The organism is Nocardioides psychrotolerans, from assembly GCF_943371775.1.
In the GTDB taxonomy this organism is placed as follows: Bacteria; Actinomycetota; Actinomycetes; order Propionibacteriales; family Nocardioidaceae; genus Nocardioides; species Nocardioides psychrotolerans_A.
In genome coordinates, this window is sequence record NZ_CALRWD010000024.1 from 1 (window position 1) to 24,691 (window position 24,691).

The 24,691-nt window shown below is 71.4% G+C and carries 29 protein-coding genes and 1 pseudogene; 18 read left to right on the plus strand and 12 right to left on the minus strand.

What is annotated here, in order from left to right; translation table 11 throughout:
* From AAG827_RS09015 to trmB, 5 genes and pseudogenes are all read left to right on the plus strand, one after another.
* Positions 1-146: pseudogene (locus AAG827_RS09015) on the plus strand (30S ribosomal protein S12); the annotation flags it as partial.
* A complete protein-coding gene (gene rpsG / locus AAG827_RS09020) occupies positions 146-616 on the plus strand; it encodes a 30S ribosomal protein S7 (RefSeq protein WP_091109754.1) in 471 nt (156 codons plus the stop codon). The pseudogene AAG827_RS09015 and the gene rpsG, both read left to right, overlap by 1 nt.
* 74 nt (positions 617-690) lie before the next feature.
* A complete protein-coding gene (fusA, locus tag AAG827_RS09025; RefSeq protein ID WP_341925592.1) occupies positions 691-2,802 on the plus strand; it encodes an elongation factor G in 2,112 nt (703 codons plus the stop codon).
* Between the two features lie 90 nt (positions 2,803-2,892).
* Positions 2,893-4,086 carry an elongation factor Tu gene (tuf, locus tag AAG827_RS09030; protein ID WP_341925593.1) on the plus strand — a complete coding sequence of 398 codons (1,194 nt, stop codon included), beginning with the start codon at positions 2,893-2,895 and terminating at the stop codon, positions 4,084-4,086.
* Between the two features lie 153 nt (positions 4,087-4,239).
* Complete coding sequence (gene trmB / locus AAG827_RS09035) at positions 4,240-4,962, plus strand: tRNA (guanosine(46)-N7)-methyltransferase TrmB (protein ID WP_341925594.1); 723 nt, start codon at positions 4,240-4,242, stop codon at positions 4,960-4,962.
* On the opposite strand, the gene AAG827_RS09040 is transcribed toward trmB, so the two are convergent.
* Positions 4,959-5,678 carry a tetratricopeptide repeat protein gene (locus AAG827_RS09040; RefSeq protein ID WP_341925595.1) on the minus strand — a complete coding sequence of 240 codons (720 nt, stop codon included), beginning with the start codon at positions 5,676-5,678 and terminating at the stop codon, positions 4,959-4,961. The genes trmB and AAG827_RS09040 overlap by 4 nt on opposite strands.
* A gap of 180 nt (positions 5,679-5,858) precedes the next feature.
* On the opposite strand from AAG827_RS09040, the gene AAG827_RS09045 reads away from it, so the two are divergent.
* Together AAG827_RS09045 and AAG827_RS09050 are read left to right on the plus strand one after the other, a co-directional pair.
* Positions 5,859-6,368, plus strand: coding sequence for a SigE family RNA polymerase sigma factor (locus tag AAG827_RS09045; RefSeq protein WP_341925596.1), 510 nt, complete (start codon positions 5,859-5,861; stop codon positions 6,366-6,368).
* Positions 6,365-7,450, plus strand: coding sequence for a hypothetical protein (locus AAG827_RS09050; protein ID WP_341925597.1), 1,086 nt, complete (start codon positions 6,365-6,367; stop codon positions 7,448-7,450). Before AAG827_RS09045 ends, AAG827_RS09050 begins: the two co-directional genes overlap by 4 nt.
* Here AAG827_RS09050 and AAG827_RS09055 read toward each other — a convergent pair.
* Complete coding sequence (locus AAG827_RS09055) at positions 7,434-8,240, minus strand: RDD family protein (RefSeq protein WP_341925598.1); 807 nt, start codon at positions 8,238-8,240, stop codon at positions 7,434-7,436. The two genes, AAG827_RS09050 and AAG827_RS09055, sit on opposite strands and share 17 nt — an antisense overlap.
* Before the next feature lie 63 nt (positions 8,241-8,303).
* Between AAG827_RS09055 and AAG827_RS09060 the strand changes: the two genes are divergently transcribed.
* On the plus strand, positions 8,304-9,299 hold the full coding sequence (locus tag AAG827_RS09060; protein ID WP_341925599.1) for a stage II sporulation protein M: 996 nt from the start codon (positions 8,304-8,306) through the stop codon (positions 9,297-9,299).
* A gap of 32 nt (positions 9,300-9,331) precedes the next feature.
* Here the strand turns inward: AAG827_RS09060 and AAG827_RS09065 are convergent, their stop codons facing one another.
* From AAG827_RS09065 to AAG827_RS09075, 3 genes are read right to left on the minus strand one after another with little or no spacing between them, the layout of a single operon-like run.
* Entirely contained in the window at positions 9,332-9,739 is a 408-nt protein-coding gene (locus tag AAG827_RS09065; RefSeq protein ID WP_341925600.1) for a hypothetical protein, read from the minus strand.
* 18 nt (positions 9,740-9,757) lie between these two features.
* Complete coding sequence (locus AAG827_RS09070; protein ID WP_341925601.1) at positions 9,758-11,041, minus strand: NAD(P)/FAD-dependent oxidoreductase; 1,284 nt, start codon at positions 11,039-11,041, stop codon at positions 9,758-9,760.
* A 1-nt stretch (position 11,042) separates the two neighbouring features.
* Positions 11,043-11,906: a DICT sensory domain-containing protein gene (locus AAG827_RS09075; RefSeq protein WP_341925603.1), complete on the minus strand. Its 864-nt coding sequence runs from the start codon at positions 11,904-11,906 to the stop codon at positions 11,043-11,045.
* A 113-nt stretch (positions 11,907-12,019) separates the two neighbouring features.
* On the opposite strand from AAG827_RS09075, the gene AAG827_RS09080 reads away from it, so the two are divergent.
* Together AAG827_RS09080 and AAG827_RS09085 are read left to right on the plus strand one after the other, a co-directional pair.
* Positions 12,020-12,253: a hypothetical protein gene (locus AAG827_RS09080; RefSeq protein WP_341925604.1), complete on the plus strand. Its 234-nt coding sequence runs from the start codon at positions 12,020-12,022 to the stop codon at positions 12,251-12,253.
* Positions 12,250-13,137 carry an FHA domain-containing protein gene (locus AAG827_RS09085; protein ID WP_341925605.1) on the plus strand — a complete coding sequence of 296 codons (888 nt, stop codon included), beginning with the start codon at positions 12,250-12,252 and terminating at the stop codon, positions 13,135-13,137. Before AAG827_RS09080 ends, AAG827_RS09085 begins: the two co-directional genes overlap by 4 nt.
* 7 nt (positions 13,138-13,144) lie before the next feature.
* Here AAG827_RS09085 and AAG827_RS09090 read toward each other — a convergent pair whose 3' ends face one another.
* From AAG827_RS09090 to AAG827_RS09120, 7 genes are all read right to left on the minus strand, one after another.
* Positions 13,145-14,437, minus strand: a complete 1,293-nt coding sequence (locus tag AAG827_RS09090) for a DUF58 domain-containing protein (protein ID WP_341925606.1) — start codon at positions 14,435-14,437, stop codon at positions 13,145-13,147.
* The gene (locus tag AAG827_RS09095; RefSeq protein ID WP_341925608.1) at positions 14,434-15,441 is read right to left on the minus strand and encodes a MoxR family ATPase; all 1,008 of its coding nucleotides are present in this window, start codon (positions 15,439-15,441) and stop codon (positions 14,434-14,436) included. The genes AAG827_RS09090 and AAG827_RS09095 overlap by 4 nt, the downstream gene beginning before the upstream one ends.
* Entirely contained in the window at positions 15,438-16,550 is a 1,113-nt protein-coding gene (locus tag AAG827_RS09100; RefSeq protein WP_341925609.1) for a DUF4350 domain-containing protein, read from the minus strand. Before AAG827_RS09100 ends, AAG827_RS09095 begins: the two co-directional genes overlap by 4 nt.
* Positions 16,547-17,176, minus strand: coding sequence for a DUF4129 domain-containing protein (locus AAG827_RS09105; protein ID WP_341925610.1), 630 nt, complete (start codon positions 17,174-17,176; stop codon positions 16,547-16,549). Before AAG827_RS09105 ends, AAG827_RS09100 begins: the two co-directional genes overlap by 4 nt.
* Positions 17,173-18,120 carry a hypothetical protein gene (locus AAG827_RS09110; protein WP_341925611.1) on the minus strand — a complete coding sequence of 316 codons (948 nt, stop codon included), beginning with the start codon at positions 18,118-18,120 and terminating at the stop codon, positions 17,173-17,175. Before AAG827_RS09110 ends, AAG827_RS09105 begins: the two co-directional genes overlap by 4 nt.
* A gap of 197 nt (positions 18,121-18,317) precedes the next feature.
* Positions 18,318-18,812, minus strand: a complete 495-nt coding sequence (locus AAG827_RS09115; protein WP_341925612.1) for a carboxymuconolactone decarboxylase family protein — start codon at positions 18,810-18,812, stop codon at positions 18,318-18,320.
* Positions 18,809-19,975, minus strand: coding sequence for a dihydrodipicolinate reductase (locus AAG827_RS09120; RefSeq protein WP_341925613.1), 1,167 nt, complete (start codon positions 19,973-19,975; stop codon positions 18,809-18,811). The genes AAG827_RS09115 and AAG827_RS09120 overlap by 4 nt, the downstream gene beginning before the upstream one ends.
* A 387-nt stretch (positions 19,976-20,362) precedes the next feature.
* On the opposite strand from AAG827_RS09120, the gene rpsJ reads away from it, so the two are divergent.
* Genes rpsJ through rpsC form a run of 8 tightly spaced genes read left to right on the plus strand, consistent with a single transcriptional unit; the run spans position 20,363 to position 24,688 of the window.
* Positions 20,363-20,671, plus strand: coding sequence for a 30S ribosomal protein S10 (gene rpsJ / locus AAG827_RS09125; protein ID WP_008360994.1), 309 nt, complete (start codon positions 20,363-20,365; stop codon positions 20,669-20,671).
* A 16-nt stretch (positions 20,672-20,687) separates the two neighbouring features.
* Entirely contained in the window at positions 20,688-21,347 is a 660-nt protein-coding gene (gene rplC, locus AAG827_RS09130; RefSeq protein ID WP_341925617.1) for a 50S ribosomal protein L3, read from the plus strand.
* 4 nt (positions 21,348-21,351) lie between these two features.
* Positions 21,352-21,975: a 50S ribosomal protein L4 gene (gene rplD, locus AAG827_RS09135; protein WP_341925618.1), complete on the plus strand. Its 624-nt coding sequence runs from the start codon at positions 21,352-21,354 to the stop codon at positions 21,973-21,975.
* Positions 21,972-22,277: a 50S ribosomal protein L23 gene (gene rplW, locus AAG827_RS09140; protein WP_091109721.1), complete on the plus strand. Its 306-nt coding sequence runs from the start codon at positions 21,972-21,974 to the stop codon at positions 22,275-22,277. The genes rplD and rplW overlap by 4 nt, the downstream gene beginning before the upstream one ends.
* 29 nt (positions 22,278-22,306) lie before the next feature.
* The gene (rplB, locus tag AAG827_RS09145; RefSeq protein WP_091109720.1) at positions 22,307-23,143 is read left to right on the plus strand and encodes a 50S ribosomal protein L2; all 837 of its coding nucleotides are present in this window, start codon (positions 22,307-22,309) and stop codon (positions 23,141-23,143) included.
* 5 nt (positions 23,144-23,148) lie between these two features.
* The gene (gene rpsS / locus AAG827_RS09150; protein ID WP_091109718.1) at positions 23,149-23,430 is read left to right on the plus strand and encodes a 30S ribosomal protein S19; all 282 of its coding nucleotides are present in this window, start codon (positions 23,149-23,151) and stop codon (positions 23,428-23,430) included.
* Positions 23,427-23,858 (plus strand): 50S ribosomal protein L22, encoded by a 432-nt coding sequence (gene rplV / locus AAG827_RS09155; RefSeq protein ID WP_341925619.1) that lies wholly within the window; start codon positions 23,427-23,429, stop codon positions 23,856-23,858. Before rpsS ends, rplV begins: the two co-directional genes overlap by 4 nt.
* Complete coding sequence (rpsC, locus tag AAG827_RS09160) at positions 23,858-24,688, plus strand: 30S ribosomal protein S3 (RefSeq protein WP_341925620.1); 831 nt, start codon at positions 23,858-23,860, stop codon at positions 24,686-24,688. The genes rplV and rpsC overlap by 1 nt, the downstream gene beginning before the upstream one ends.
* The last annotated feature ends 3 nt before the right edge of the window (positions 24,689-24,691 follow it).

Sequence of the window (24,691 nt, forward strand, 5' to 3'; positions counted from 1 at the left end):
ACTCCATCGTGCTCGTCCGCGGCGGCCGGGTGAAGGACCTCCCCGGTGTCCGTTACAAGATCATTCGCGGCACGCTCGACACCCAGGGTGTCAAGAACCGCAAGCAGGCCCGCAGCCGCTACGGCGCCAAGAAGGAGAAGAGCTAATGCCCCGCAAGGGTCCGGCCCCCAAGCGGCCGATCGACATCGACCCGGTCTACGGCTCGCAGCTGGTCTCCCAGCTCGTCTCCAAGGTCCTCCAGGACGGCAAGAAGCAGGTCGCCCAGCGCATCGTCTACGGCGCGCTCGAGGGTTGCCGCGAGAAGAACGGCACCGACCCCGTCGTCACGCTGAAGCGTGCGATGGACAACGTCAAGCCGTCCATCGAGGTCAAGTCCCGCCGTGTCGGTGGCGCGACCTACCAGGTCCCGATCGAGGTCAAGGGCACGCGCAGCACGACGCTCGCGCTGCGCTGGCTCGTCGGCTACGCCGCGGACCGTCGTGAGAAGACGATGTCCGAGCGTCTGATGAACGAGATCCTCGACGCGTCCAACGGCCTCGGTGCCGCTGTGAAGAAGCGCGAGGACACGCACAAGATGGCCGAGTCCAACAAGGCCTTCGCCCACTACCGCTGGTGATCTGAACGCCAGGGGTGCGTCGCACCCCTGGCGTCACCCGCATTCCAACCACTTCCGAGGGACTGAGACTTTCAGTGGCTGTCGACATCACCACCGACCTCAACCAGGTCCGCAACATCGGCATCATGGCGCACATCGACGCCGGCAAGACCACCACCACCGAGCGCATCCTCTTCTACACCGGCATCACCTACAAGATCGGTGAGGTCCACGAGGGCGCGGCCACGATGGACTGGATGGAGCAGGAGCAGGAGCGTGGCATCACGATCACCTCTGCTGCGACCACCTGCTGGTGGAAGAAGCACCAGATCAACATCATCGACACCCCGGGTCACGTCGACTTCACCGCCGAGGTCGAGCGCTCGCTGCGCGTCCTCGACGGCGCTGTCGCCGTCTTCGACGGTGTCGCCGGTGTCGAGCCCCAGACGATGACGGTGTGGCGCCAGGCCAACAAGTACTCCGTGCCTCGCATGTGCTTCGTCAACAAGCTCGACCGCACCGGTGCCGACTTCTTCCGCTGCGTCGACATGATGGTCGACCGCCTCAACTCCACGCCGCTGGTCCTGCAGCTGCCGATCGGTGCCGAGGGCGACTTCATCGGTGTCGTCGACCTGGTGGGCATGCGCGCGCTGGTCTGGCGCGGCGAGACCACCATCGGTGAGGACTACGTCGTCGAGGAGATCCCGGCCGAGTTGGCCGAGCAGGCCGCCGAATACCGCGAGAAGCTGCTCGAGACGCTCTCCGACGCCGACGACGCCATCATGGAGAAGTTCCTCGAGGGCGAGGACTTCACCGTCGAGGAGCTCGAGGCCGCGATCCGTCGCGCGACCCTGGCCGACAAGCTCAACCCGGTCCTCTGCGGCACCGCGTTCAAGAACAAGGGCGTCCAGCCCCTGCTCGACGCCGTCGTCAAGTACCTCCCCTCGCCCCTGGACATCGACGCGATCATCGGTCACTCCGTCAAGGACGAGACGGTCGAGATCAAGCGACTGCCCTCCGACGACGAGCCGTTCTCGGGCCTGGCCTACAAGATCGCCACCGACCCGCACCTCGGCAAGCTGATCTACGTGCGCGTCTACTCCGGCAAGCTGGAGGCCGGCTCGACCGTGGTCAACTCGGTCAACGGCCGCAAGGAGCGGATCGGCAAGGTCTACCAGATGCACGCCAACAAGCGTGAGGAGATCGCGTCGGTCGGCGCCGGCCAGATCGTGGCGGTCATGGGTCTCAAGGACACCAAGACCGGTCACACGCTGAGCGACCCCCAGAACCAGGTCATCCTCGAGTCGATGACGTTCCCGGCCCCGGTGATCGAGGTCGCGATCGAGCCCAAGACCAAGAGCGACCAGGAGAAGCTGGGCACCGCCATCCAGCGTCTCTCCGACGAGGACCCCACCTTCACGGTGAAGTCCGACGAGGAGACTGGCCAGACGATCATCGCCGGCATGGGCGAGCTCCACCTGGAGATCCTCGTCGACCGCATGAAGCGCGAGTTCCGCGTCGAGGCGACCGTCGGCAAGCCGCAGGTGGCCTACCGCGAGACCCTCCGCAAGGACGTCAAGAACCACAGCTACACGCACAAGAAGCAGACCGGTGGTTCGGGTCAGTTCGCCAAGGTCGTCATCTCCCTCGGCCCCAACATCGACCCCGAGACCGGGACCGGCGGCGGCTACGTCTTCGAGAACAACGTCTCCGGTGGCCGCGTGCCCCGCGAGTACATCCCCTCGGTGGACCAGGGTGGTCAGGACGCCATGGAGTTCGGCGTGCTCGCCGGCTACCCGATGGTGGACGTCAAGTTCAGCCTCGAGGACGGCGCCTACCACGACGTCGACTCCTCGGAGCTCGCGTTCAAGATCGCCGGCAACCAGGCCTTCAAGGAGGCCGCCCGCATGGCGAAGCCCGTGCTGCTCGAGCCGATGTTCGCCGTGGAGGTGACCACGCCGGAGAGCTTCCTCGGCACGGTCATCGGCGACATCAACAGCCGACGCGGCCAGATCCAGGCACAGGAGGAGCGTCACGGTGACATGGTCATCAACGCCCTCGTGCCGCTCTCCGAGATGTTCGGGTACGTTGGCGACCTGAGGTCCAAGACCTCCGGCCAGGCGTCGTACTCGATGGAGTTCGACTCGTACGCCGAGGTTCCCACGAACATCGCCGACGAGATCATCAAGAAGGTGCGTGGGGAGTAGTCCTCACCGGCCTCTCGGCCATGCTGCACGCACCACGCACCACCCACGTCAAGTACGAGTCAAGTAACAACCACACCAGGAGGAGCCCCAGTGGCTAAGGCGAAGTTCGAGCGGACCAAGCCGCACGTCAACATCGGAACCATTGGTCACATCGACCACGGGAAGACGACGCTGACCGCAGCAATCACGAAGGTGCTGCACGACAAGTACCCCGATCTCAACGCTGCTTCGGCGTTCGACGAGATCGACAAGGCTCCCGAGGAGCGTCAGCGCGGCATCACGATCTCGATCGCCCACGTGGAGTACCAGACCGAGGCGCGTCACTACGCCCACGTCGACTGCCCCGGACACGCGGACTACATCAAGAACATGATCACCGGTGCGGCCCAGATGGACGGCGCGATCCTCGTGGTCGCCGCCACCGACGGTCCCATGCCGCAGACGCGTGAGCACGTGCTGCTCGCCCGCCAGGTCGGCGTGCCCGCCCTGGTCGTGGCGCTCAACAAGTGCGACATGGTCGACGACGAGGAGCTCATCGAGCTCGTCGAGATGGAGGTGCGCGAGCTCCTCTCCGAGTACGAGTTCGACGGCGACGACATCCCCGTCGTCCGCGTTGCCGCCTTCCCCGCCCTCCAGGGCGACGAGAAGTGGGGCGAGTCGATCATCGAGCTGATGAACGCTGTCGACGAGTCGATCCCGACCCCGGCCCGTGAGACGGACAAGCCCTTCCTCATGCCCGTCGAGGACGTCTTCACGATCACCGGTCGCGGCACGGTCATCACCGGTCGCATCGAGCGTGGCATCGTCAAGGTCAACGAGGAGGTCGAGATCATCGGCATCCGCGAGACCTCGCAGAAGTCGACCGTCACCGGCGTCGAGATGTTCCGCAAGCTGCTCGACGAGGGCCAGGCCGGCGAGAACGTCGGGCTGCTGCTTCGTGGCACCAAGCGCGAGGACATCGAGCGCGGCATGGTCGTCATCAAGCCGGGCACCACGACCCCGCACACCAACTTCGAGGCCTCGGTCTACATCCTCTCGAAGGAGGAGGGCGGCCGTCACACGCCGTTCTTCAACAACTACCGCCCGCAGTTCTACTTCCGCACCACGGACGTGACCGGCGTCGTGACCCTCCCCGAGGGCACCGAGATGGTCATGCCGGGCGACAACACGGAGATGATCGTCGAGCTCATCCAGCCGATCGCCATGGACGAGGGCCTGCGTTTCGCGATCCGTGAGGGTGGCCGCACCGTCGGCGCCGGCCGGGTCACCAAGATCACCAAGTGATCCTCGCGCCCTAGGCGCACCAGCAGCACCAGTGTCACCAGGACGGCCCCGGACCTCGTGTCCGGGGCCGTCCTGTGTTGAACGCCGAGTCGGCGCAATGTTGCAGACCCGACGAATCGTCTCCGTCGTACGACGTCCGGGAGGATGACCCCCATGAACGACCGCGTGACCCCGGCCCGCCCGCACCGCAAGCTGACCGACGACGGTCGCCGGATGCGCGAGGTGCTGAGCTACTCCCGGCGCGGAAGCCGCTTCACCCCCAGCCAGCAGGAGGCGTGGGACGCCCACCACGAGGGCTGGGTCATCCCCGACGCCGCCGTCGACGCCCCCGACTTCGCCTGGGCGCAGTGGTTCGGGCGCGACGCGCCGCTGATCATCGAGATCGGCAGCGGCGTGGGGGAGGCGACCGGGGTGCTGGCCGCCGCCCGCCCCGACTGCAACGTGCTGGCGATCGAGGTCTGGCTGCCCGGGGTCGCGGCGAGCCTCGCCGAGGTGGCCGCGGCCGGGGCCGACAACGTGCGCTTCTGCTCGGTCGACGCTGTGTGGGCGATTGAGAACCTCGTGGCGCCGGGGGGCATCCGCGAGCTCTGGACCTTCTTCCCCGACCCGTGGCCCAAGACCCGTCACCACAAGCGACGCATCGTCTCGCCCGACTTCGCGCGCCTGGTCGCCTCCCGGCTGGAGCCCGGGGGCACGTGGCGGCTGGCGACGGACTGGGCGGCCTACGCCGACCAGATGCTCGCCGTGCTCGACGCCGAGACCGGCCTCGAGGGCGGTGCCGTGGAGCGTTGGTCGGAGCGACCCGTCACGAAGTTCGAGCGCAAGGGACGGGCAGTCGACCGCGACATCGTCGACCTCGCCTACCGTCGCGTCTAGCGACCGCCGCTGGTCGCCTCGAGGATCGCCAGCTCCTCGTCGACGTGCGGGTCGTGCTCGCCGATCGCCGTCAGCTCGGCCTTCAGCGCGCGTTGCATGAGGAGGGCATCGGTGGTGCGGTCGAGGTGACGCAGTGCCCAGGCCACCATCCAGCGCGCGATCCGGGTGCGCCCGGCGTCGCCCTGACGCTCGCGGGCTCCCCACGCGTTCTCGAACGCCGCCAGCGCGTCGTGCCACTCTCCGGCGTCGGCGTGCGCCATCCCGATGTTGTTGAGCAGGGACGCGTCCCAGTCGCGGGCGCGCAGGTCCGCGCTCGCGCGGGCGATGCGGAGCGCCTCCTCGTGCAGGGCGCTCTGCTCCTCGCGGGAAGCGATGAGCGCCAGCATGTGCAGCGCGTCGACGTGCACCTCGTCGCAGCCGACCGCGGCGGCGACGGCTGCCTCGAGCTCGGGCCGGGCCTCGTCGGGGAGCCCGCGGGTGCGCAGGATGCGGCCGCGCTCGAGGTGGATCCGCGCGGTCACCTCGGGGTCCACCGCGGTGGTGGCGTCGAGCAGGCCCAGCCCGTCGTCGTAGCGCCCCTGGAGGCCGACGGCCCTCGCCAGCTGCGTCATCAGCACGTGCTGGTCGCGCGGGCTCGCACCACGGATCGCCAGGCGGAAGCGCTTCTCGGAGGCCGCCGGGTCGTCGAAGTCCCAGAGGGAGGTCAGGTCGAGCACGACCCCATCTTGCCGCCTCCGGCTCCCGCGCCGACAGCCTGCGCCGACGACGCGCTGGTGCGAGGATCCAGCGAGCCCCCGGGGGCGGCTGGCGAACAGGTCGGACGCGCGGCCCAACCTTCCTGGCGCACGGGGTGTCCTCACCTCCTGGCACACCCCCGCTCGGAGAGGATCATCCCCATGACAGACCCGTGGTCAGGGCTCACGTTCGATGAGTTCATGAGCGCGCGGTGGACCCCGCTGTTCCGCACGGCCTACCTCCTCACGGGGGACCGGCACGAGGCCGAGGACCTGCTCCAGTCGGCCCTCGCCCGCACGTGCGTCCGCTGGGAGTCCATCCGGGACAAGGGCGCCGCCGACGCCTACGTCCGCACCGCGATGCTGCACCAGATGTCGCGCCAGTGGCGCAAGCGCCGGCGGGAGGTGCCGACCGACGACCTCCCGGACGTCGGGCACGACGGAGGGCTCGACGTACGAGCCGACCACCTGGCGCTCTGGGCCGAGATCCGTCGGCTGCCCCCGCGGATGCGCGCGACGCTCGTCCTGCGCTACGTCGAGGACCTCACCGAGGCCGCCACCGCCGCCGAGCTCGGCTGCTCGGTCGGCACCGTCAAGAGCCAGACCCACCACGCCCTGCAGCGGCTGCGTGCCGCGCTGCCCGACCTTCAGCTCGTCCAGGAGATGTCATGACCCGCACAGAGATCCAGACCGCGCTCATCGAGGTGGGCCAGGCCGTGGCCGTGCCCGAGATCGACCGCCTCGCCTTCCAGGCCCGCGTGCGCGCCGAGCGCCGCCGTCGTACGACGACCCGTGCGCTCGCTGCCACGGGCGTCGCCGCCGCCGTGGTCACCGCCGTCGGCGTGGGACTGAGTGGCACCGTCGGCGGCGCCGACGACTCCGCCCGCGTGAGCGACACGACGCCCCAGGCACCGAGCGCCCGCGGCCTGAGCGAGACGGCCTGGTTCGTGCGCGGTGGCGAGCTGACCGCGCTGGACCCGTCGGGTCGCCTGCACGGGACGGGTGTGGCCTCCGAGGGCGTGGTCGGCTTCACCAGCGAGCGTGTCTATGCGCTCGACCGCGAGAGCCGCTTGGTCGTGCGGGGCGTCACCTACGACGACGAGGGGACCGGCGTGGCGGCCCTCACCGAGGAGACCAGCCCGGTGACCGGCGTGGTGAGCAGCGTGGCACTCTCCGGCGACGGACGCTGGCTGGGCTGGCTGGACCTGTCGGGCACCGCCCACCGCTACGACCTCAAGGCCGGACGGGTGGACCTCCAGGTCGAGGTCGGCCGGAACGCCTCACTGACCGACGTCAGCGCCGAGGGCCTGCTGGTCTCGGACGACGGTGACCTCGCGCTGCACGCTGCGGGCTCGTCGATCCCGGTCCCGGTGCAGGGCGACGGCTACGGGGTTGCCTCGGAGGTGGCCATGGGCCAGGTGCTGGTGCAGGACCGCGACGGACGCTCGCGGCTCTACGACCTGACCGGCGGCGCCGCCGTGCTGGTCGAGACGTTCGAGGGGTTCGCGGTGCTCGCTCCCTACGCGGAGCGGGTCGCCGTCCTCGACGGGGAGATGTCGACGCTCTCGGTCTGGGACGGCGAGGCCAGCCCCGTGAGCGGGATCGACGGACGCGTCGACATGGTCCGGTGGATGGACGAGCGCACCCTGCTCGCGACCGCGCACAACGCTGAGGGCTCCGCGCTCTACGGCTGCGACGTCGAGCTGCGCTGCTCGGTCCTGCCGGTCGACGGCGAGGTCAACCTCGGCGGGTGAGCCGCTGCCGCAGCTCCGCCTCGCGCCGCAGCCGGGCCTGGTCGCGCTCTCGGCGCGAGGCGATGACCGCGGCCAGGAAGTCCTCGGGTCGGGTGTGGGGCGGAGGAGCGGGCGCGACGTGGTGGCGGACCTCGTCGGCGAGCCGGGCGCCGATGCTCGCCCGGGCCGCGGGGTCGATGCCGGCCGAGCGGCCGAGGAACTGGCGGACGGCCAGCGCCAGGCCCGTCGGCAGCGAGGTCATGTCGGCGCTGCGCGCCCAGCCCGCGAGGTAGGGCGGCATGAGCGCCGGCGGGGCGAGCTGCAGACGCACCCGGTCGCGCACGACGTAGGTCCCTGCCGCGTAGTCGCCCAACCGCTTGCCCCGGCTGCTCAGCAGGGCGGAGAAGAACGCCGGCACGCCGCTGAACGCGTAGATCTCCACGAAGCCGATCAGCGCACGGATGAACGCGTGCTGCACGGTGATCGGCCCGGCGTCGTCGCGGACCGTGCGCAGGCCGAGCGCGAGCTTGCCGAGGCTGCGTCCGCCCGTCAGGGTCTCGAGCACCGTGGGGAAAACGAGGAAGACCGTGATCAGGGTGCCGATCAGGGCAACGTGGGCCAGCGCCGCGTCGGTGTCGATCGCCGCGACGAGGGCCACGAGGATCACACCGACCAGCAGGACGACGGTCGCCAGCAGGTCGATGAGGCCGGAGGCGATGCGGGCCCCGAGGCTGGCGGCGGGCAGGTCGAGCGCGACCGCCTCGCCGGTGACGAGGTCGTCGGTGGTCAGGGTCGCGAACTCCGGGGACATCAGGGGCAGTCTAGGTCGGCGCCGGTCCGGTGCCGCCGGGGTGACGGTGCCTAGAGTGGGCGCGTGGACCTCGACGCCTACGTGCTCGCGCACGCCCACGAGTGGGAGCGCCTCGACACCCTGGTCCGCACCCGGCGTCTCAGTGGGGCGGAGAGCGACGAGCTGGTCGATCGCTACCAGCAGGTGGCCACGCACCTGTCCGTCGTGCGCACGTCGGCGCCCGACGCCTCGTTGGTCGCCCACCTCTCGTCATTGCTCGCCCGGGCCCGCAACCGCGCCGTCGGCACGCGCGCGGCCTCGTGGCGCGGCGTACGCACCTTCTTCGTCGAGCGGTTCCCGGCCGCGCTCTACCGGCTGCGCTGGTGGTGGCTGGGCTGCGTCGCGGCCAACGTGGTCGTGGCGGCCGTGATGATGTGGTGGCTCCTCGACCACCCCACCGTCGAGCAGACGCTGCTGTCGCCGACGGAGGTCGACCAGCTGGTCAACGAGGACTTCGAGGGCTACTACAGCGAGTACGCCGCCAGCCACTTCGCCGCCCAGGTCTGGATCAACAACGCGTGGGTCTCGGCCCTCTGCATCGCGCTCGGCATCCTGGGCTTCCCGGTCGTGCAGCTGCTCTTCAGCAACATCCTCAACCTGGCGATCATCGGCTCGGTGATGATGCGCGCCGACCGTGGCTCGCTCTTCTGGGGCCTGATCCTCCCGCACGGCCTGCTCGAGCTGACCGCGGTCTTCGTCGCCGGCGGGGTCGGGTTGCGGCTCTTCTGGTCGTGGATCGAGCCCGGCAGCCTGACCCGCCCGCAGTCCGTGGCGCGGGAGGGCCGCACGGCGGCCACCGTCGCCCTCGGGCTCGTCGTGGTGCTCGCGATCAGCGGCGTCATCGAGGCGTTCGTGACCCCCTCGGGCCTGCCGACCTGGGCGCGGATCTCGGTCGGGGTGCTGGCCGAGCTGGTCTTCCTCGCCTACGTGTTCGTCCTCGGCCGCAACGCTGCCGACCGCGGCTTCACCGGCGACCTCGACGCCGCGTTGCTCGAGGACCGGGTCGCGACGCAGGCGTGAGGCGGCCGGCCGAGTCGAAGGCGCGGCGCCGCTCAGCCGAGCGCCGCGACCGCGAGCACCAGCGCGAGCACGGCGAAGAGCCCGCGCAGCCGGTCGACCACCAGCAGCCGACGCAGCAGCGCCGGGTCGGGGGTGACCAGGCGGCCGTGGGTGGGGGCGGCGGCGACGGCGGTGACGACCACCGAGCCCGCGGCGGCGAGGACCGCGGCGAGGCCGAGAGGCCCCGGGGAGGACGCGAGCAGCCAGGCACCTGCCGCGACCAGCCCGGCGTACGTCAACCCCACCAGGGGCACGATCAGCCGACTGTGGCGGGCGTGCGCGTCGCTCCACGACGACGCCGGCACCCGGGCGAGCACGGGATAGACGAGCACCGTCACGGTGAGCTGGAAGCCGGCGTGCAGCGCGGCGGCGAGGGCGAAGGCGACGCCGGCCGTGGTCACGCGACCCTCACCGGACCCTCATCGGGTGACGAGCCGGGCTGCGAGCACGGCGCGGGCCGCACGCTCCCCGCTCACCATGGCGCCCTGGATCGAGCCGGTGTCGCGGTGGTCGCCGCACATCACGATGCCACGGTCGATCACCACGGGCCGTCGCTCGGAGAAGGGCGCGAGCTGCACCGGCAGCGCGTGCGGGATCTCCTGGCGCGCGATGGAGCGCCAGCGGGTGGTGGCAGAGCCGAGCAGCTCGCCGGCGTGGCGGGTGATCTGCTCCTCGGTCGGCGCCGCCGTGCCCGGGTGCATCAGGGCGGAGGCCTGCACGAGGTGCAGCCCCTCCGGGGCGTACGACGGCGCGACGGTCGACACGACCGCCGTGTTGAGCACGGGGCCGGTCGCGCGGGTGCGGGCGTCGACGTGGAGCAGCCCACGGTGGGTGGGCAGCTCGTCGGTCGCGAACCAGTGGGTCACGACGCCCTTCATCGCCGGCGTGTAGGCCTGGGTGAGGCGGGCCGCCTCGGGGGCGGCCGTCGCGACGATGACATGGCGGGCACGGATGGTCTCGCCTGACACCGTCAGCGTGTAGTCGCCCGAGGACCCCTCGAGCGACTCGACCTCGCGGCCCAGCCGGATCCGACCGGTCAGCGACGCGGCGAGCTGCTCGGGAAGCGCCTGCATGCCGGCGGCGGGGAGCCCCGGGACCCCGGTGGCGAAGGCGCGGGTGAGCAACAGGGCGTAGGCCGCCGAGGTGGACTGGTCGTCCTCGAGCACGACACCGGCGAGGAAGCGCTCCAGGACCGTGCGCAGCTCGCCGCCCATCCCGACGCGGTCGAGCGACTCGCGCAGGCTGCCGTCGACCGAGCGCGGCAGCCGGGTCGCGAGCCGGCCGCGGCCCACGCTGGCCCGGGCCAGCGGCGCCAGCCACCGCGCCATCGCGACGCCCTCGCGCGGCCGGCTGGCGACCGAGCGCAGCGTCGTGCCCACCAGGCGCGGCTCGCGCAGCGGGTGACCGAGCTCCTGGAGCCCGTCGTCGAGGAGGGCGGCCACACCCGCGGGGAAGGGCTGGAGCTTCAGGGCCGCGACGTCCACCGATCGCTTGACCGCGGGGTAGCCGGGGTTGAGCAGCTGGAAGCCGCGATCGACGAGGAACCCGTCGACCACGTCGGTGCGGATCCGACCGCCGACGGCGTCGGAGGCCTCCAGCACCTGCACCTCGAGCCCGGCGCGGGTCAGGGCTCGCGCCGCCTGGAGGCCGGCCATGCCGGCGCCGACGACGACGACGTCGAGGTCGTGGTCGTGGCCCGCCACGTCAGCGGCCGCCGAAGCGGTCGACGTAGGCCACGACGCGGTTGAACATCGAGGTCACCGACGCCAGGTCGGCCACCCCGGGGGCGGGCCGCTCCGCGAGGTCGTAGAGCACGGGTGCCGCGTCGTGGGGGAGGGCATCGCCCGCCACCTGGGTGCAGATGCGCGAGGCGTCGCGCACGGCGGCCGGCTCGACGGTCCAGACGGCCTCGAAGACGCGGTCGCGGTCTCGCACGTCGCGCTGGCCCGGCAGCTCCCACGCGGTGAGGGCGACCGGGAGGTCGACGGCGTCGCAGATGACCGCCCACTCGCGACGCATCGGGGCGTCCAGTGCCAGCGGCACCTTGATCGGCGAGCTGCCCGGCTCCTCGGTGTCCCAGTCGGCGAAGACGAAGGCCGACTTGGCGACGCGGGCGAGCTCGACCCAACGGTCGTGGGCGGGGTCGTAGTTCTTGCCGGCCTGGAAGGCGCCGAAGATGTGGGCCCGGTCCGCCTTGGCGCAGAACTCGTCCTCGATCGCCCACGACAGCGCGAGCAGGGTCGACTTCTTCAGACGGTGGGTGGCGAGATGGGGGTGGAGGCGACGCAGGCCGGCGAAGACCGACGGCGCGGGGGGAGCGACGTCGAGGAGGGCCGCGCTGGTCGTCTCGCCGATCGCGACGTCGAGGCGCACACCGGCATCGCGGCGCCGCACCACCTCGAGGACCGCCTCCACGTCGGACTCGGCGTAGCGCCGGTGCCCGCTGTCGAGCCGGCGGGGGGTGGGGAAGCCGTGCCGCTGCTCCCACATCCGCAGCGTGGCCGTGCTGAGCCCCGTGCGCTCGGCGAGGTCTCCGATCGTCAGTGATGAATCAGTGGACTCGACCACTTGCGTAAACCTCGACATCGTGTTCATGCTGTCACTGTACTTCCTCAACAGGCTGTTGAGGAAGTTGTGGACAAACACCACAAGAAAGCGTGATGACGATGAGCAGTCAACCGATGGACAGCACGAGCAACGAGGTCGTCGACTGGACCGACCTCGGGGCACGGATGTGGAGCTTCCTCACGGGGCGGGAGGCAGCCATCCACTACCGGTTCGAGGACATGGCCGTGGAGGTCCCGCGCGACACCGGCCCGAGCTCGCCTCGGGCGACGTGGAAGATCAACGGCACCCTGACCATCACGACCAGCGACCAGGGCCAGCCCGTGCCCCCGGTCCGTGATCCGTCATGACCCTCAGCCTCGCCGCCGACCTCGAGTTCGAGATCGAGCGCCCGGGCAACGACCCGGTCCGCGGACGCCTGCGCGGCAGCGGCAACCGGATGACGCTCGAGGTCGACGACCCCGGTGCCTTCGCCGGCGCCGGCGACGCGGTCTCCGTGCGCTCCATCGCGGAGACCCTGGCCACGCAGGGCCTCGTCATCCGCGTCGTGCACCGCGGCGACCACCTCGTGTCGTTGGGTGACGTCTCGGCGCCGTGGTGGCAGCGCCGCGTGACCGGCACCCGCCGGATCCGCCTGGGCAGCCTGCGCGGTGTCTGGACCTCCGCCCGGTCGCGCGCTCGTGGCACCGCATCGGTGCTGCCGGGGCCGGGCCTCGTGCCACCGGGCACGATCCTTCCGCTCTTCCCCACCATGCACCGCCGCGCGCGCCGCGGCGTCGGCACGACCCACGACCCCGCCCGCGGTGGCGGAGCGCGCCTCGTGGTGGCTCCCGAGACGGTGGGTCCCGAGGAGCGCCAGCAGATCTTCTGGCTCGAGGACGGCATGCTGATCGGCTCCGACCCCGGGTGCGACCTGGTGCTCGCGGGCCTCGAGCCCGTGCACGCCCGGATCGTGCACGACGACCGCGACGAGTGGGTCATCAAGGCGATCGAGGGCATCACGCGGGTCCACGGCGCCCCCGTCGTGGCCCAGATCCTGCGCACCGGCGCCCGCGTGGAGCTGGGCAGCCACCGGCTGGCCTACTTCCGCGAGGAGTTCGCCGACCACGGTCGCCCCTTCGGTGGCCGCATTGGTGGGGAGGCCGGTCACCAGGTGCCGCAGCCGCCGCGCGAGGCCGTCACCGACCAGCACCCCGACCGGCACCCCGACCAGCACCGGGACACCCCCGCCTGACCCCGGGCTAGAGCAGTCCCTGCGCCTTGAGGTGCAGGTAGTGGTCGGCCAGGGCCGGCGGCAGCCGCTCGGCGTCCGCATCGACGACGTCGACGCCGAGCGCGACCAGCAGCTGCGCCGTACGACGTCGGCGCGCGAGCACCTGCTCGGCCGCGGCGGCGTCGTAGACCTCGTCGATCGACCCGCGAGCCGCGGCGAGCCGGTCGAGAGCAGGATCCTTGACGGAGGCCAGCACGACCCGGTGGTGCCGGGTGAGCGCGGGCAGCACGGTCAGCAGGCCCTCCTCGATCGCGGAGGGCTCGAGCGGCGTGAGCAGCACGACCAGCGCGCGCTGGCGCCCCATCGCCTGGACGGCGCCGGCCAGCGAGTCCCAGTCGGCCTCGGCGATGACCGGCTCGAGGTCGGCCATCGTGTCCTGGAGGCGGGCCACGATGTCGCGGGCGCCGGCGGAGCGCACCCGGGCGCGGACCCGGCGGTCACCGGCCACCACGTCGACCCGGTCTCCGGCCCGTGACGCGAGGGCCGCGAGCAGCAGGGCCGCGTCCATGGCGGAGTCGAGGCGGGGCACGTCGTCGATCCGACCGGCCGAGGTGCGCGAGGTGTCGAGGACCAGCACGACGCGACGGTCGCGCTCGGGCTGCCAGGTGCGCACCACGACGTTGCGGTTGCGCGCCGACGCGCGCCAGTCGATCGAGCGCACGTCGTCGCCGCGGACGTACTCCCGCAGCGAGTCGAACTCCGTGCCCTGGCCGCGCACCCGCACGGCCGAGCGGCCGTCGAGCTCACGCAGCCGGGCCAGGCGCGAGGGCAGGTGCTTGCGCGACTCGAAGGGTGGCAGCGACCGCACCGAGCCCGGGACGTCGAGCGTGCGCTGGCGCGCCGCCAGCCTGAGGGGGCCGGGCAGACGCACGGTCACCCCCGTGGCGCGCAGGTCGCCACGGCGACGGGGGAGGAGCGGGGTGCGCAGCACCGCCCGGTCGCCCGGGGCCAGCGACACCCGGTGGCGGTTGTCGCTCGCGCCGGCGGTGGGCTGCCACGCGTCCCGCACCAGCGCGCGGACCCGGCGGCGCGAGGTGTTGCCCACGACCAGCAGTGTCTCGGTGGGGTGACCGAGCCGTGTGGTGCCGACCGGCCGCCGCTCGAGGGACAGCGCGGCCGGCCTCGGCGCCATCGACCAGTCGAGCAGGGTCAGTGCCGTCACCACGAGCAGCCACAGCCAGACCGTGCTGCCGGCAGGGCGCAGCACCACGGCCACCAGGCCGAGGAGCAGCAGCAGGGGCACGCGCCCCGAGATGGTCATCGCGGGACGGGCACCGATCCCAGCGCGGAGGCGAGGACCTGGGCCACGTCGACACCCTCGAGCTCGGCCTCGGGCCGCAGGCCCAGCCGGTGCACCAAGGTGGCGTGAGCCAGGGACTTCACGTCGTCGGGCGTCACGAAGTCGCGGCCGACCAGCCATGCCCACGCACGGGCCGCGCGCAGCAGCGCGGTCGCGCCGCGGGGGCTCACCCCCAGGCTGAGCGAGGGGGAGTCGCGGGAGGCCCGGGCGATGTCGACGATGTAGCCGGCGACCTCGGGAGAGACCTGCACCGTCTTGACCGCGGCCTGCCCGGCCGCGATGTCGGCGGCACCGGTCACCGCCCGCACGCCTGCGCCGGCGACGTCGCGCGGGTCGAAGCCGGCCGCGTGACGGCGCAGGATCTCCAGCTCGGCGGCCCGCTCGGGGATCGGCAGCACCACCTTGACCAGGAAGCGGTCGAGCTGGGCCTCGGGCAGCGGGTAGGTGCCTTCGTACTCCACGGGGTTCTGCGTCGCCGCCACCAGGAACGGGCGCGGCAGCTGGTGGGAGACGCCGTCGACGGAGACCTGCCCCTCCTCCATGGCCTCGAGCAGCGCCGACTGCGTCTTGGGCGGGGTGCGGTTGATCTCGTCGGCGAGCAGGAGGTTGGTGAAGACCGGCCCCTCGCGGAAGCTGAGCTCGCCCTGGGAGGAGTCGATGACCATCGAGCCGGTGATGTCGCCGGGCATCAGGTCGGGGGTGAACTGCACGCGTCGGGTGTCCACGGCCAGCGCACCCGCGAGCGTGCGCACGAGCAGCGTCTTGGCGGTGCCGGGCACACCCTCCATGAGCACGTGCCCGCCGCACAGCAGCGCGACCAGCAGGCCCGACACGGCGGCGTCCTGGCCGACGACGGCCTTCGCCACCTCGGCGCGTACGGCGGTCAGTCGCTCGCGTGCCTCGCCGGCGGCCCGCGTGGGGTCGGGTGTGGGCTCGGCGGTGTGGTCGTGGGGAGTCTCGGTCATGGTCGGCGTACCTCTCTGTCGAGCTCGGCCAGCTGGTCGGCCAGGGTGATCAGGGCAGCGTCGGACGCTGGGGTCGGGGAGTCGGGGGCGAGCAGCGCGGCCACCTCGTCGACGGGCCGGTCGAGGTGGCGGGCCAGGTCGCGCACGAGGACCCGGTCGTCGGTCGTCGCACCGAGCCGCAGCTGCTCGACGGCCCTCGCGCGGGCCGCGCGGCGCAGCGCGGCGGCCGCGTGCGCCCGGTCGCCGGCGCGGCGGTAGAGCCGGCCGCGGCTCAGGGTGGTCTCGATCGCCTTGACGACGACGGGCAGCGGCTCGGTGGAGAGCGGGCCGAGGCGACGCACCCGCCACAGCACCAGCGCGACGGTGCTGAGCCCGACCAGCCACAGGCCGGGCACCAGCCAGTCGGGCAACAGGCTCGTGAGGCTCACCCCGTCGTCGCCGACCAGGTCCGCGACGCTGGGGACGTACCACACCAGCCGCTCGTCCTCGCCGAGCAGCCGCAGCGCCACAGCCGCGTTGTCGGCGCGCAGCACCTGGTCGTTGGTCAGGGCGTCCCCGGCCCCGAAGGAGACGACACCGTCGCGCTCGACCAGCACGGCGTCACCGTCGTCGGTGCGGAAGCAGCCGTCGGTCGCGGGATAGGCCAGCGTGGTGTCGACCTCCAGCACGAGGGCGTCGTACGACGGATCGGCGCACGCGCCGCGCGTGCCCCCGCCGAGCGTGCTGCTGCTCGGCTGCCCACCGAGGCCCACGGCCTCGGTGACGCCGGGTCCGGGTGCCACGAGGACGAGCCGTGCGTCGCCGACGGCCGCGAGCAGCCGCTCGACGGTGCTCCGGCCGAGCGCGTCGGTCGAGGTCACGACCACGGTGGTGCCGGCGTCGACGGCGGTGTCGTCGAGCTCGTCGGCCCCGCGGGCGACGTCGACGTCGACCCCCTGGTCGTCGAGCACGCGGGCCAGGGCCTGCGCGCCGGAGGGGCCGGGGTTGGCGGGGTCGAGGTCCTCGGCCGTGCGACCCCCCTGGCCCGACCACACCACGACCGCGACCGCCGCGAGCAGCCCGATGGTGATCAGCAGCACGGCCCGGTGACGCCGCAGGAGCCCCGTCATCGCACGCCCGCCAGGTCGTCGTCGAGGGTCAGGACGGCGAGCGCCTGCTCGTGGGTCGCGCGGCGGTCGCCGTAGAGGACGCCGTCGAAGAGGTCGGCCCCGGTGTCGACGCGGGCCCGGAGCGTGGGGTGCTGGGCGGCCAGGGCGAGAGCCACCTCGTGAGCGGTGGCGCCTGGGGTGTCGTCGAGCCGTCCGCGCTCGACCTGGCGCAGGGCCAGGGCGCGGAAGGCGTCGACGAGGGCGTCCTCGCAGCGTCCGTCGGCCAGGGCGGCCTCGGCCCGCGCGCGCAGCTGCGCGGCGGTGACGGCCTCGTCGGTGAGCACGGCGCGGCGCGCGCCGGCCGCGCGGGCCGTGCGTCGGGCCCGCGAGAGCAGCAGCACCAGCCCGGTGATGAGCGCGAGCGCGACGACCATGACCGCGAGGGTCTGGAGGGGAGGGGTGCCGCTGGCGCTGGTGACGCCGCGGTCGATCAGCCGCTCCAGCCAGGTGAGGAGGCGCTGCACGAGGTCCTGGTCGTGGTAGTCCGGCGACAGCAGCTCTCGTCGCAGCAGGGACCGGGCCTCGTCGGGCGTCGGGTCGAGGGGTGGGTCGCCCGACGGCAGGACCAGCAGCGCGTGCAGGGTCACCGCCGCAGGACCCCTGCCTGCGTCATCAGCTCGACGTCGTAGGCCTCCTTGCGCATGCGCTGGTCGAGGTACTGCAGGGACGCGACGCCGGCGGTGAACGGCGCGACGAAGGCCGACGAGATCACCGACGAGAGGGCCTGGCTCAGCACCAGCCCGAGAGCGGCGTACTCCGGACCGGCGGCCACCGCGCCCAGCTCGCCACCGATGGTCACGGGCACGGCGAGCATGTTGCCTGCGATCGAGGCCACGACCACGGTGAGCAGCGCGATGCCGAAGGTGCGCCAGAAGGCGCCGCGCGTGAGGGTCCAGCCGCGACCGATCGCGCCGAGCACACCGACGTCCTCCAGCATCAGGGCGGGGGCGGGCAGGTAGTAGACGCGCACCCAGAAGAAGCACAGGAGGGCGATGAGGACCGGCACGCTGACCAGGCCCCAGACCACCAGCACGAGCGCCTCGGTGGTGGTCAACGCCAGGACGACCCACAGCAGCGCGTAGACAGCCAGGCCGACGATCCACACCAGGTTGATCAGCAGGGTGAGCCCGAGGAGCCGCCACCGCTTGCCGCGCGTGGCGGCCCACGCCTCGCCGAGGCTGAGCCGTCGACCGACGGCCGCCGCGTGGGTGACGTGGGCGACCATCCCGGTGACGAAGACCAGCCCGACCTGGAGCAGCGCCAGCCCGACGAAGAGGGAGCCGAAGGAGCCGATGCCCCCGATCAGCTCGCTGCCACCGCCGCCGGTCTCGTCGAGCACCGCGCCGACGGTGAAGGTGAGCAGCGCCGTGACGAGCACCGGGATCGCCATCGTGACCGAGGCGACCAGGACCGCCGAGCCCACCGTGGCGCGCGGGTTGAAGCGGATGATCCGGAACGCGCCGTCGTACATGTCGCCCAGGCCGAGGGGGCGCAGCGCGATGGCGCCGGGCTTGTGCGCCGCGCCGAGCATCCCGGGAGCGGGCGCCCAGCCGGCCGGGCCAGGAGGACCGGGCGGGCCAGGAGGTGGAGGCGGTGCCCAGCCGGGTGGTGGCGCGCCCGCCCCGGGCGGCGGGGGCGGCGCCCCCGGTGGCGGATAGGAGTCGTAGCCCGACATGGCTCCCCTTCGTCGGCCCTGCGCGGGCGTTCGTCGAGCGCCATCCTGTCAGGTCACGTGACGGTGCCCACGTGGCTGGGCAGGACGCACGCGGTGTCGAGGCCGAGCACCCGGTTGAGCCTGCCGAAGGCGATCCAGGAGCCGAGGCACATCGACAGCTCCACGATCTCCCGGTCGGAGTAGTGCGTCCTCATCCGGGTCCAGAAAGAGTCGTCGAGGCCGTGGTGGTCCAGGGCGTAGCGCTCGGCGTACTCGGCGGCGAGGCGGGTCCGGTCGTCGAAGGCCGGGGTCGTGCGCCACGCGGTGACCGCGTCGGCGAAGCCGTCCTCGACCTTCACCCCGTCCTTCTCGGTGCGCCAGTCCTGGCAGAAGAGGCAGCCGTTGAGCTGGGCGATCCGCAGCCGGGCCGCCTCGAAGGCCCTCAGCTCGAGGGTGCCGTGCTCGTAGACGCTGGTGGCGAAGCGGGAGGCGGCCGGTCCGATCCCGGGCACCATCTCCCCCCAGACGTAGAGGATCGGGTCCTTGTCCTCGGGGACGTCGATGATCATGAGGCGGCCTTTCCGCGGGAGGTGGTGGGGACGGTGCTGAGGGTGGGCAGCGCGCGGCCGAGGCGACCGACGGCGGGGGAGAGGGGGACGTCGAGCGCGTCGTAGATGCCGGGCGAGGCCGCGTGCAGCCAGGGGATCGCGTTGACCAGGCGGTTGGCGGCGGTGGCGTTGCCGCCGGCCGCGCGGTTGCCGCCCTCGTCGGTCGCCTCGACGTTGACCTCGATGCGGGGGCGGCCCTCGATGACGACCCGGTGGGCGCCGTCGCCGCCGTCGGCCGGCAGCGGCCAGTCGGGCGCCACGTCGGCCGCGATCCGGGTCACGTGCTCGACCACGACCACGGGCACCCCGTCGACGATGCCCTGCACCTCGAAGCGCAGGGCGCCCTGGCTGCCCGCGGGGAAGAGCCCCATCTGGTTGGTGACGTCGCGCTCGAGGGGACGGCGCTCGAGCGTCTCGCGGATCTCGTCGACCTCCAGGCCGAGTGCCCGGGCGACCAGACGGACCTGGCCGCCCCACACCATCGTCGGCACCCCGGCCGCCACCATCGGCGGGTCGTAGTCCATCGGCTCGCCCATCCCGACGAGCAGGCGCACCGAGTCGGGGGCGTCGTAGGTCGAGTAGTCGAAGATCTCCTGGCAGCGCACCTGGTCGACGCTCCCGGCCAGGCCGCTCACCAGCACCGGCAGCACGTCGTTGCCCCACCCGGGGTCGATCCCGCTGACGAACAGCGCCGACCCGCCCTCCTCGGCGGCGGCGAGCAGCGGCCCCGCCAGCTCCGCAGGCGCGCTGCGCGGGTCGTAGAGCGCGTAGAGCGCCGGCGTCACCACGACCGCCCCCGCCCGCAGCGCCCGCGCCACGTCGGCCGCCGCGTCGTCGGGCCGCACGTCGCCCGACGCCATGTAGGCCACGGCAGCGGCACCGTCGAGGGCCGCAGCCACGTCGTCACCGGCGCGTACGCCGAGTGGTCGCCCGAGACCGGCCAGGTCACCGGCGTCACGGCCGACCTTCGCGGGGTCGGCGACGAGGACCCCGGCGAGGCTCAGCCCGGGGTGGGCGTCGACCGCGCGGATGGCGGCTCGCCCCATGTTGCCGGTACCCCACACGACGACCGGGAGGGGCGTCGCGTCGTTCGCACCGGAGTAGAACGTGTTCTCGTCTGCCATGGTGGGAGGCTAGTGAACGCAGTGCCGGCGGGGTAGGTCCGAACCGATTTGGCGCAGTAGCAGACATCTGCCAAGATAGTCCGGTTGCTCCGGCGGGTTGCCGGGGCGCGGCACATCTTGACTTCTGAATCGCGTCTCCCACTTCTTCACGGAGTGTCGTTTCGGTGTTCGGCTGTGCTCGCGCTGCACCAGGAGACCCGATCAGCCTGACGAACCGTCAGGCGCCACACAACACCTTGGCTCGACGGACGTGCTGTGTTGCGAGGAAATCTCGCGACACGCCCGACCGCGGGGGTCGGGGAAGGTGGTGAGCACAGGGCGGGACAGACTCAAACCCGAGGACGTTCCGGACAGGCACGTGGACCAGTAGAAGGACGAGAGAGACCTATGGCGGGACAGAAGATCCGCATCAGGCTCAAGGCCTATGACCACGAGGTGATCGACACCTCGGCTCGCAAGATCGTGGACACCGTCACCCGTACGGGTGCGAAGGTAGCCGGCCCCGTGCCGCTCCCGACCGAGAAGAACGTCTACTGCGTCATTCGGTCGCCGCACAAGTACAAGGACTCGCGCGAGCACTTCGAGATGCGCACGCACAAGCGGCTCATCGACATCATCGACCCCACGCCGAAGACCGTTGACTCCCTGATGCGACTCGACCTCCCGGCCGGTGTCGACATCGAGATCAAGCTCTGAGGTCGAGGAACTAGCCATGACTGTTGAGAAGAACGTGAAGGGGCTGCTGGGCACCAAGCTCGGCATGACCCAGGTCTGGGACGAGAACAACCGCATCGTTCCCGTCACCGTGATCGCTGCGACGACCAACGTGATCACCCAGGTTCGCCAGCCCGAGACCGATGGCTACAACGCCATCCAGGTCGGCTTCGGCGAGATCGAGGGTCGCAAGATCACCAAGCCGCAGGCCGGTCACTTCGCCAAGGCGGGCACCACGCCCCGTCGCCACGTCGTCGAGATCCGCACCTCTGACGCCGCGTCCTACACGATCGGCCAGGAGCTGCCCGTGGACACGTTCGAGGCCGGCGAGGTCATCGACGTCACGGGCACGAGCAAGGGCAAGGGCTTCGCCGGTGTCATGAAGCGTCACGGCTTCCACGGCGTCGGCGCCTCGCACGGTGCCCACCGCAACCACCGCAAGCCCGGTTCGATCGGCGCCTGCGCCACGCCGGGTCGCGTTTTCAAGGGCGTCCGCATGGCCGGCCGGATGGGCAGTGACACCGTCACCACCCAGAACGTCACCGTGCACGCCGTCGACGCCGACAAGGGCCTGATCCTCCTCAAGGGCGCCGTTCCCGGCCCCAAGGGTGGGGTCATCATCCTGCGCTCGGCTGCGAAGAAGAGCCAGGAGGCCTGAGCACATGGCTACCAAGACCCTCAAGGTCGAGCTCCCCGCCGAGATCTTCGACGTCGCGGTCAACATCCCGTTGATCCACCAGGTCGTCGTCGCTCAGCAGGCTGCCGCTCGCCAGGGCACGCACTCCACCAAGCGTCGCGGCGAGGTCCGCGGTGGTGGACGCAAGCCCTACAAGCAGAAGGGCACCGGCCGCGCCCGTCAGGGCTCGACCCGCGCTCCCCAGTTCGCCGGTGGTGGCGTCGTGCACGGCCCCAAGCCGCGCGACTACGACCAGCGCACCCCCAAGAAGATGAAGGCCGCCGCCCTGCGCGGTGCCCTCTCGGACCGGGCCCGCAACGAGCGCATCCACGTCGTGGAGTCGCTCGTCGCCGGTGACAAGCCCTCGACCAAGGCCGCTCTCGCAGCCCTGGCCGACCTGTCGCCGCGCACCCGCTTCCTGGTCGTGCTCGAGCGCACCGACTCGATCACCTGGCTGTCGCTGCGCAACGCGGCCCAGGTGCACATCGTGGCCGTCGACCAGCTCAACACCTATGACGTGCTGGCCTCCGACGACGTCGTCATCACCAAGGGCGCCTACGACGTCCTGGTGAACGGCAAGGCCGAGACCGCCGAGGAGGGCGACAAGTGAGCACCCTGCACAAGGACCACCGCGACGTCTTGATCTCGCCGGTCGTCTCCGAGAAGAGCTACGGCCTCCTCGACGCCAACAAGTACACGTTCCTGGTGCGCCCTGACGCCAACAAGACCGAGATCAAGATCGCGGTCGAGAAGGTCTTCAGCGTCAAGGTGACCTCGGTCAACACGATCAACCGCAAGGGCAAGACGCGCCGAACCAAGAACGGGCTCGGCAAGCGCAAGGACACCAAGCGCGCCATCGTCAGCCTGGCCGAGGGCCACCGCATCGACATCTTCGGAGGTCCGGTCTCCTGACCGGGCAGCTGGATAACGAGGACTGAGAAATGGCTATCCGTAAGTACAAGCCGACAACGCCGGGCCGTCGTGGCTCGTCCGTCGCCGACTTCGCCGAGGTCACCCGGACCACGCCGGAGAAGTCGCTGACGCGTCCGCTTCCCAAGAAGGGCGGCCGCAACAACCAGGGCCGCATCACCACGCGGCACCAGGGCGGCGGTCACAAGCGCGCCTACCGCATCATCGACTTCCGTCGCTACGACAAGGACGGCGTGCCGGCCAAGGTCGCTCACATCGAGTACGACCCCAACCGCACGGCTCGCATCGCCCTGCTGCACTACGCCGACGGCGAGAAGCGCTACATCATCGCGCCGAAGGACCTGACCCAGGGCACCGTCGTGGAGTCGGGCGTCACCGCCGACATCAAGCCGGGCAACAACCTGCCGCTGCGCAACATCCCCGTCGGTTCGACGATCCACTGCGTGGAGCTGCGTCCCGGTGGCGGTGCCAAGATGGCTCGCTCCGCCGGCAACTCCGCCCAGCTCGTCGCCCGTGAGGGCTCGCGCGCCACGCTGCGTCTGCCTTCCGGCGAGATGCGGTTCGTCGACGTGCGCTGCCGCGCCACGATCGGTGAGGTCGGCAACGCCGAGCAGTCCAACATCAACTGGGGCAAGGCCGGCCGCATGCGGTGGAAGGGCAAGCGCCCGACCGTCCGCGGTGTCGTCATGAACCCGGTCGACCACCCGCACGGTGGTGGCGAGGGCAAGACGTCCGGTGGACGTCACCCCGTCTCGCCCTGGGGCAAGGCCGAGGGTCGCACGCGCAAGCGCAAGGCCAGCGACTCCCAGATCATCCGTCGTCGCAAGTCCGGCAAGGGTAGGAAGTAACCGACATGCCTCGCAGCCTGAAGAAGGGCCCCTTCATCGACGACCACCTTCAGAAGAAGGTGGACGCCGAGAACGCGAAGGGCAGCCACAACGTCATCAAGACCTGGTCGCGCCGGTCGATGATCGTGCCCGACATGATCGGTCACACCATCGCGGTGCACGACGGTCGCAAGCACGTCCCGGTCTTCGTCACCGACTCCATGGTCGGTCACAAGCTGGGCGAGTTCGCCCCCACCCGCACCTACCGTGGGCACGTGAAGGAAGACCGGAAGGGACGCCGTCGATGAGCACCACCGAACGCCACCGCAGCAGCGCGCGTCGTGAGTCGCTCCTGGGCGACCAGCCGGGCGCCTTCGCGAGCGCTCGCTTCGTGCGGATCACCCCCATGAAGGCCCGCCGTGTCGTCGACATGGTCCGCGGTCTTCCCGTCGACGACGCCCTGTCGCTCCTCCAGTTCGCGCCGCAGGCCGCCTCCGAGACCGTCTACAAGGTCCTCGAGAGCGCGATCGCCAACGCCGCGACCACCGAGGGACTGGACTCCGCCGACCTGGTCGTCTCCATCTGCCAGGTCGACGAGGGCCCCACGATGAAGCGCTGGCGCCCCCGCGCCCAGGGCCGTGCGACGCGCATCAACAAGCGCACCAGCCACATCACCCTGGCGGTCCAGCCCGCCGGCGTGGTGGCTGCCGCCAAGAAGAAGGGACGGAAGGCCTGATGGGCCAGAAGATCAACCCGAACGGCTTCCGCCTCGGCATCAGCACGGACCACAAGTCCCGCTGGTACGCCGACAAGCTGTACAAGGCCTACGTGGGCGAGGACGTCGCCATCCGCAAGCTGCTCTCCAAGGGCATGGAGCGGGCCGGCATCTCCAAGGTCGAGATCGAGCGCACCCGTGACCGCGTCCGCGTGGACATCCACACGGCGCGCCCGGGCATCGTCATCGGTCGCCGTGGCGCCGAGGCCGACCGCATCCGCGGCGAGCTCGAGAAGCTCACCGGCAAGCAGGTGCAGCTCAACATCCTCGAGGTCAAGAACCCCGAGGTCGACGCCCAGCTGGTCGCGCAGGGAGTTGCCGAGCAGCTCTCCGGTCGCGTGCAGTTCCGTCGCGCCATGAAGAAGGCCATGCAGACCTCGATGCGTTCCGGTGCCAAGGGCATCCGCATCCAGTGCTCGGGTCGTCTCAACGGCGCCGAGATGTCGCGCACCGAGTTCTACCGCGAGGGTCGCGTCCCGCTGCACACGCTGCGTGCCGACATCGACTACGGCTTCTACGAGGCCAAGACGACCTTCGGCCGCATCGGCGTGAAGGTCTGGATCTACAAGGGCGAGGTCGCCGGCACCCGTGCCGAGCGTCAGGCCCAGGCCGCTGCCCGCGCCGGTGTCCCCGGTCGTGGCGGCAGCGGTGGTCGTCCCGCCCGTGGCAACGAGCGTCCGAGCCGTGGCTCGCGCCCCACCCGTGCGGACCGCGAGGCGCCCGCAGCGACCGAGGCTCCGGCCGAGGCTGCTGCTCCGGCTGCCGCCGAGAACGCCGGATCGGAGAGCTGACCC

Coding starts and splice junctions, on each gene's coding strand:
- rpsG (WP_091109754.1), top strand. CDS start 146: ATGCCCCGCAAGGGTCCGGCCCCCAAGCGGCCGATCGACATCGACCCG.
- trmB (WP_341925594.1), top strand. CDS start 4,240: ATGAACGACCGCGTGACCCCGGCCCGCCCGCACCGCAAGCTGACCGAC.
- AAG827_RS09045 (WP_341925596.1), top strand. CDS start 5,859: ATGACAGACCCGTGGTCAGGGCTCACGTTCGATGAGTTCATGAGCGCG.
- AAG827_RS09050 (WP_341925597.1), top strand. CDS start 6,365: ATGACCCGCACAGAGATCCAGACCGCGCTCATCGAGGTGGGCCAGGCC.
- AAG827_RS09055 (WP_341925598.1), bottom strand. CDS start 8,240: ATGTCCCCGGAGTTCGCGACCCTGACCACCGACGACCTCGTCACCGGC.
- AAG827_RS09080 (WP_341925604.1), top strand. CDS start 12,020: ATGGACAGCACGAGCAACGAGGTCGTCGACTGGACCGACCTCGGGGCA.
- AAG827_RS09085 (WP_341925605.1), top strand. CDS start 12,250: ATGACCCTCAGCCTCGCCGCCGACCTCGAGTTCGAGATCGAGCGCCCG.
- AAG827_RS09090 (WP_341925606.1), bottom strand. CDS start 14,437: ATGACCATCTCGGGGCGCGTGCCCCTGCTGCTGCTCCTCGGCCTGGTG.
- AAG827_RS09095 (WP_341925608.1), bottom strand. CDS start 15,441: ATGACCGAGACTCCCCACGACCACACCGCCGAGCCCACACCCGACCCC.
- AAG827_RS09100 (WP_341925609.1), bottom strand. CDS start 16,550: ATGACGGGGCTCCTGCGGCGTCACCGGGCCGTGCTGCTGATCACCATC.
- AAG827_RS09110 (WP_341925611.1), bottom strand. CDS start 18,120: ATGCTCGGCGCGGCGCACAAGCCCGGCGCCATCGCGCTGCGCCCCCTC.
- AAG827_RS09115 (WP_341925612.1), bottom strand. CDS start 18,812: ATGATCATCGACGTCCCCGAGGACAAGGACCCGATCCTCTACGTCTGG.
- AAG827_RS09120 (WP_341925613.1), bottom strand. CDS start 19,975: ATGGCAGACGAGAACACGTTCTACTCCGGTGCGAACGACGCGACGCCC.
- rpsJ (WP_008360994.1), top strand. CDS start 20,363: ATGGCGGGACAGAAGATCCGCATCAGGCTCAAGGCCTATGACCACGAG.
- rplC (WP_341925617.1), top strand. CDS start 20,688: ATGACTGTTGAGAAGAACGTGAAGGGGCTGCTGGGCACCAAGCTCGGC.
- rplD (WP_341925618.1), top strand. CDS start 21,352: ATGGCTACCAAGACCCTCAAGGTCGAGCTCCCCGCCGAGATCTTCGAC.
- rplB (WP_091109720.1), top strand. CDS start 22,307: ATGGCTATCCGTAAGTACAAGCCGACAACGCCGGGCCGTCGTGGCTCG.
- rpsS (WP_091109718.1), top strand. CDS start 23,149: ATGCCTCGCAGCCTGAAGAAGGGCCCCTTCATCGACGACCACCTTCAG.
- rplV (WP_341925619.1), top strand. CDS start 23,427: ATGAGCACCACCGAACGCCACCGCAGCAGCGCGCGTCGTGAGTCGCTC.
- rpsC (WP_341925620.1), top strand. CDS start 23,858: ATGGGCCAGAAGATCAACCCGAACGGCTTCCGCCTCGGCATCAGCACG.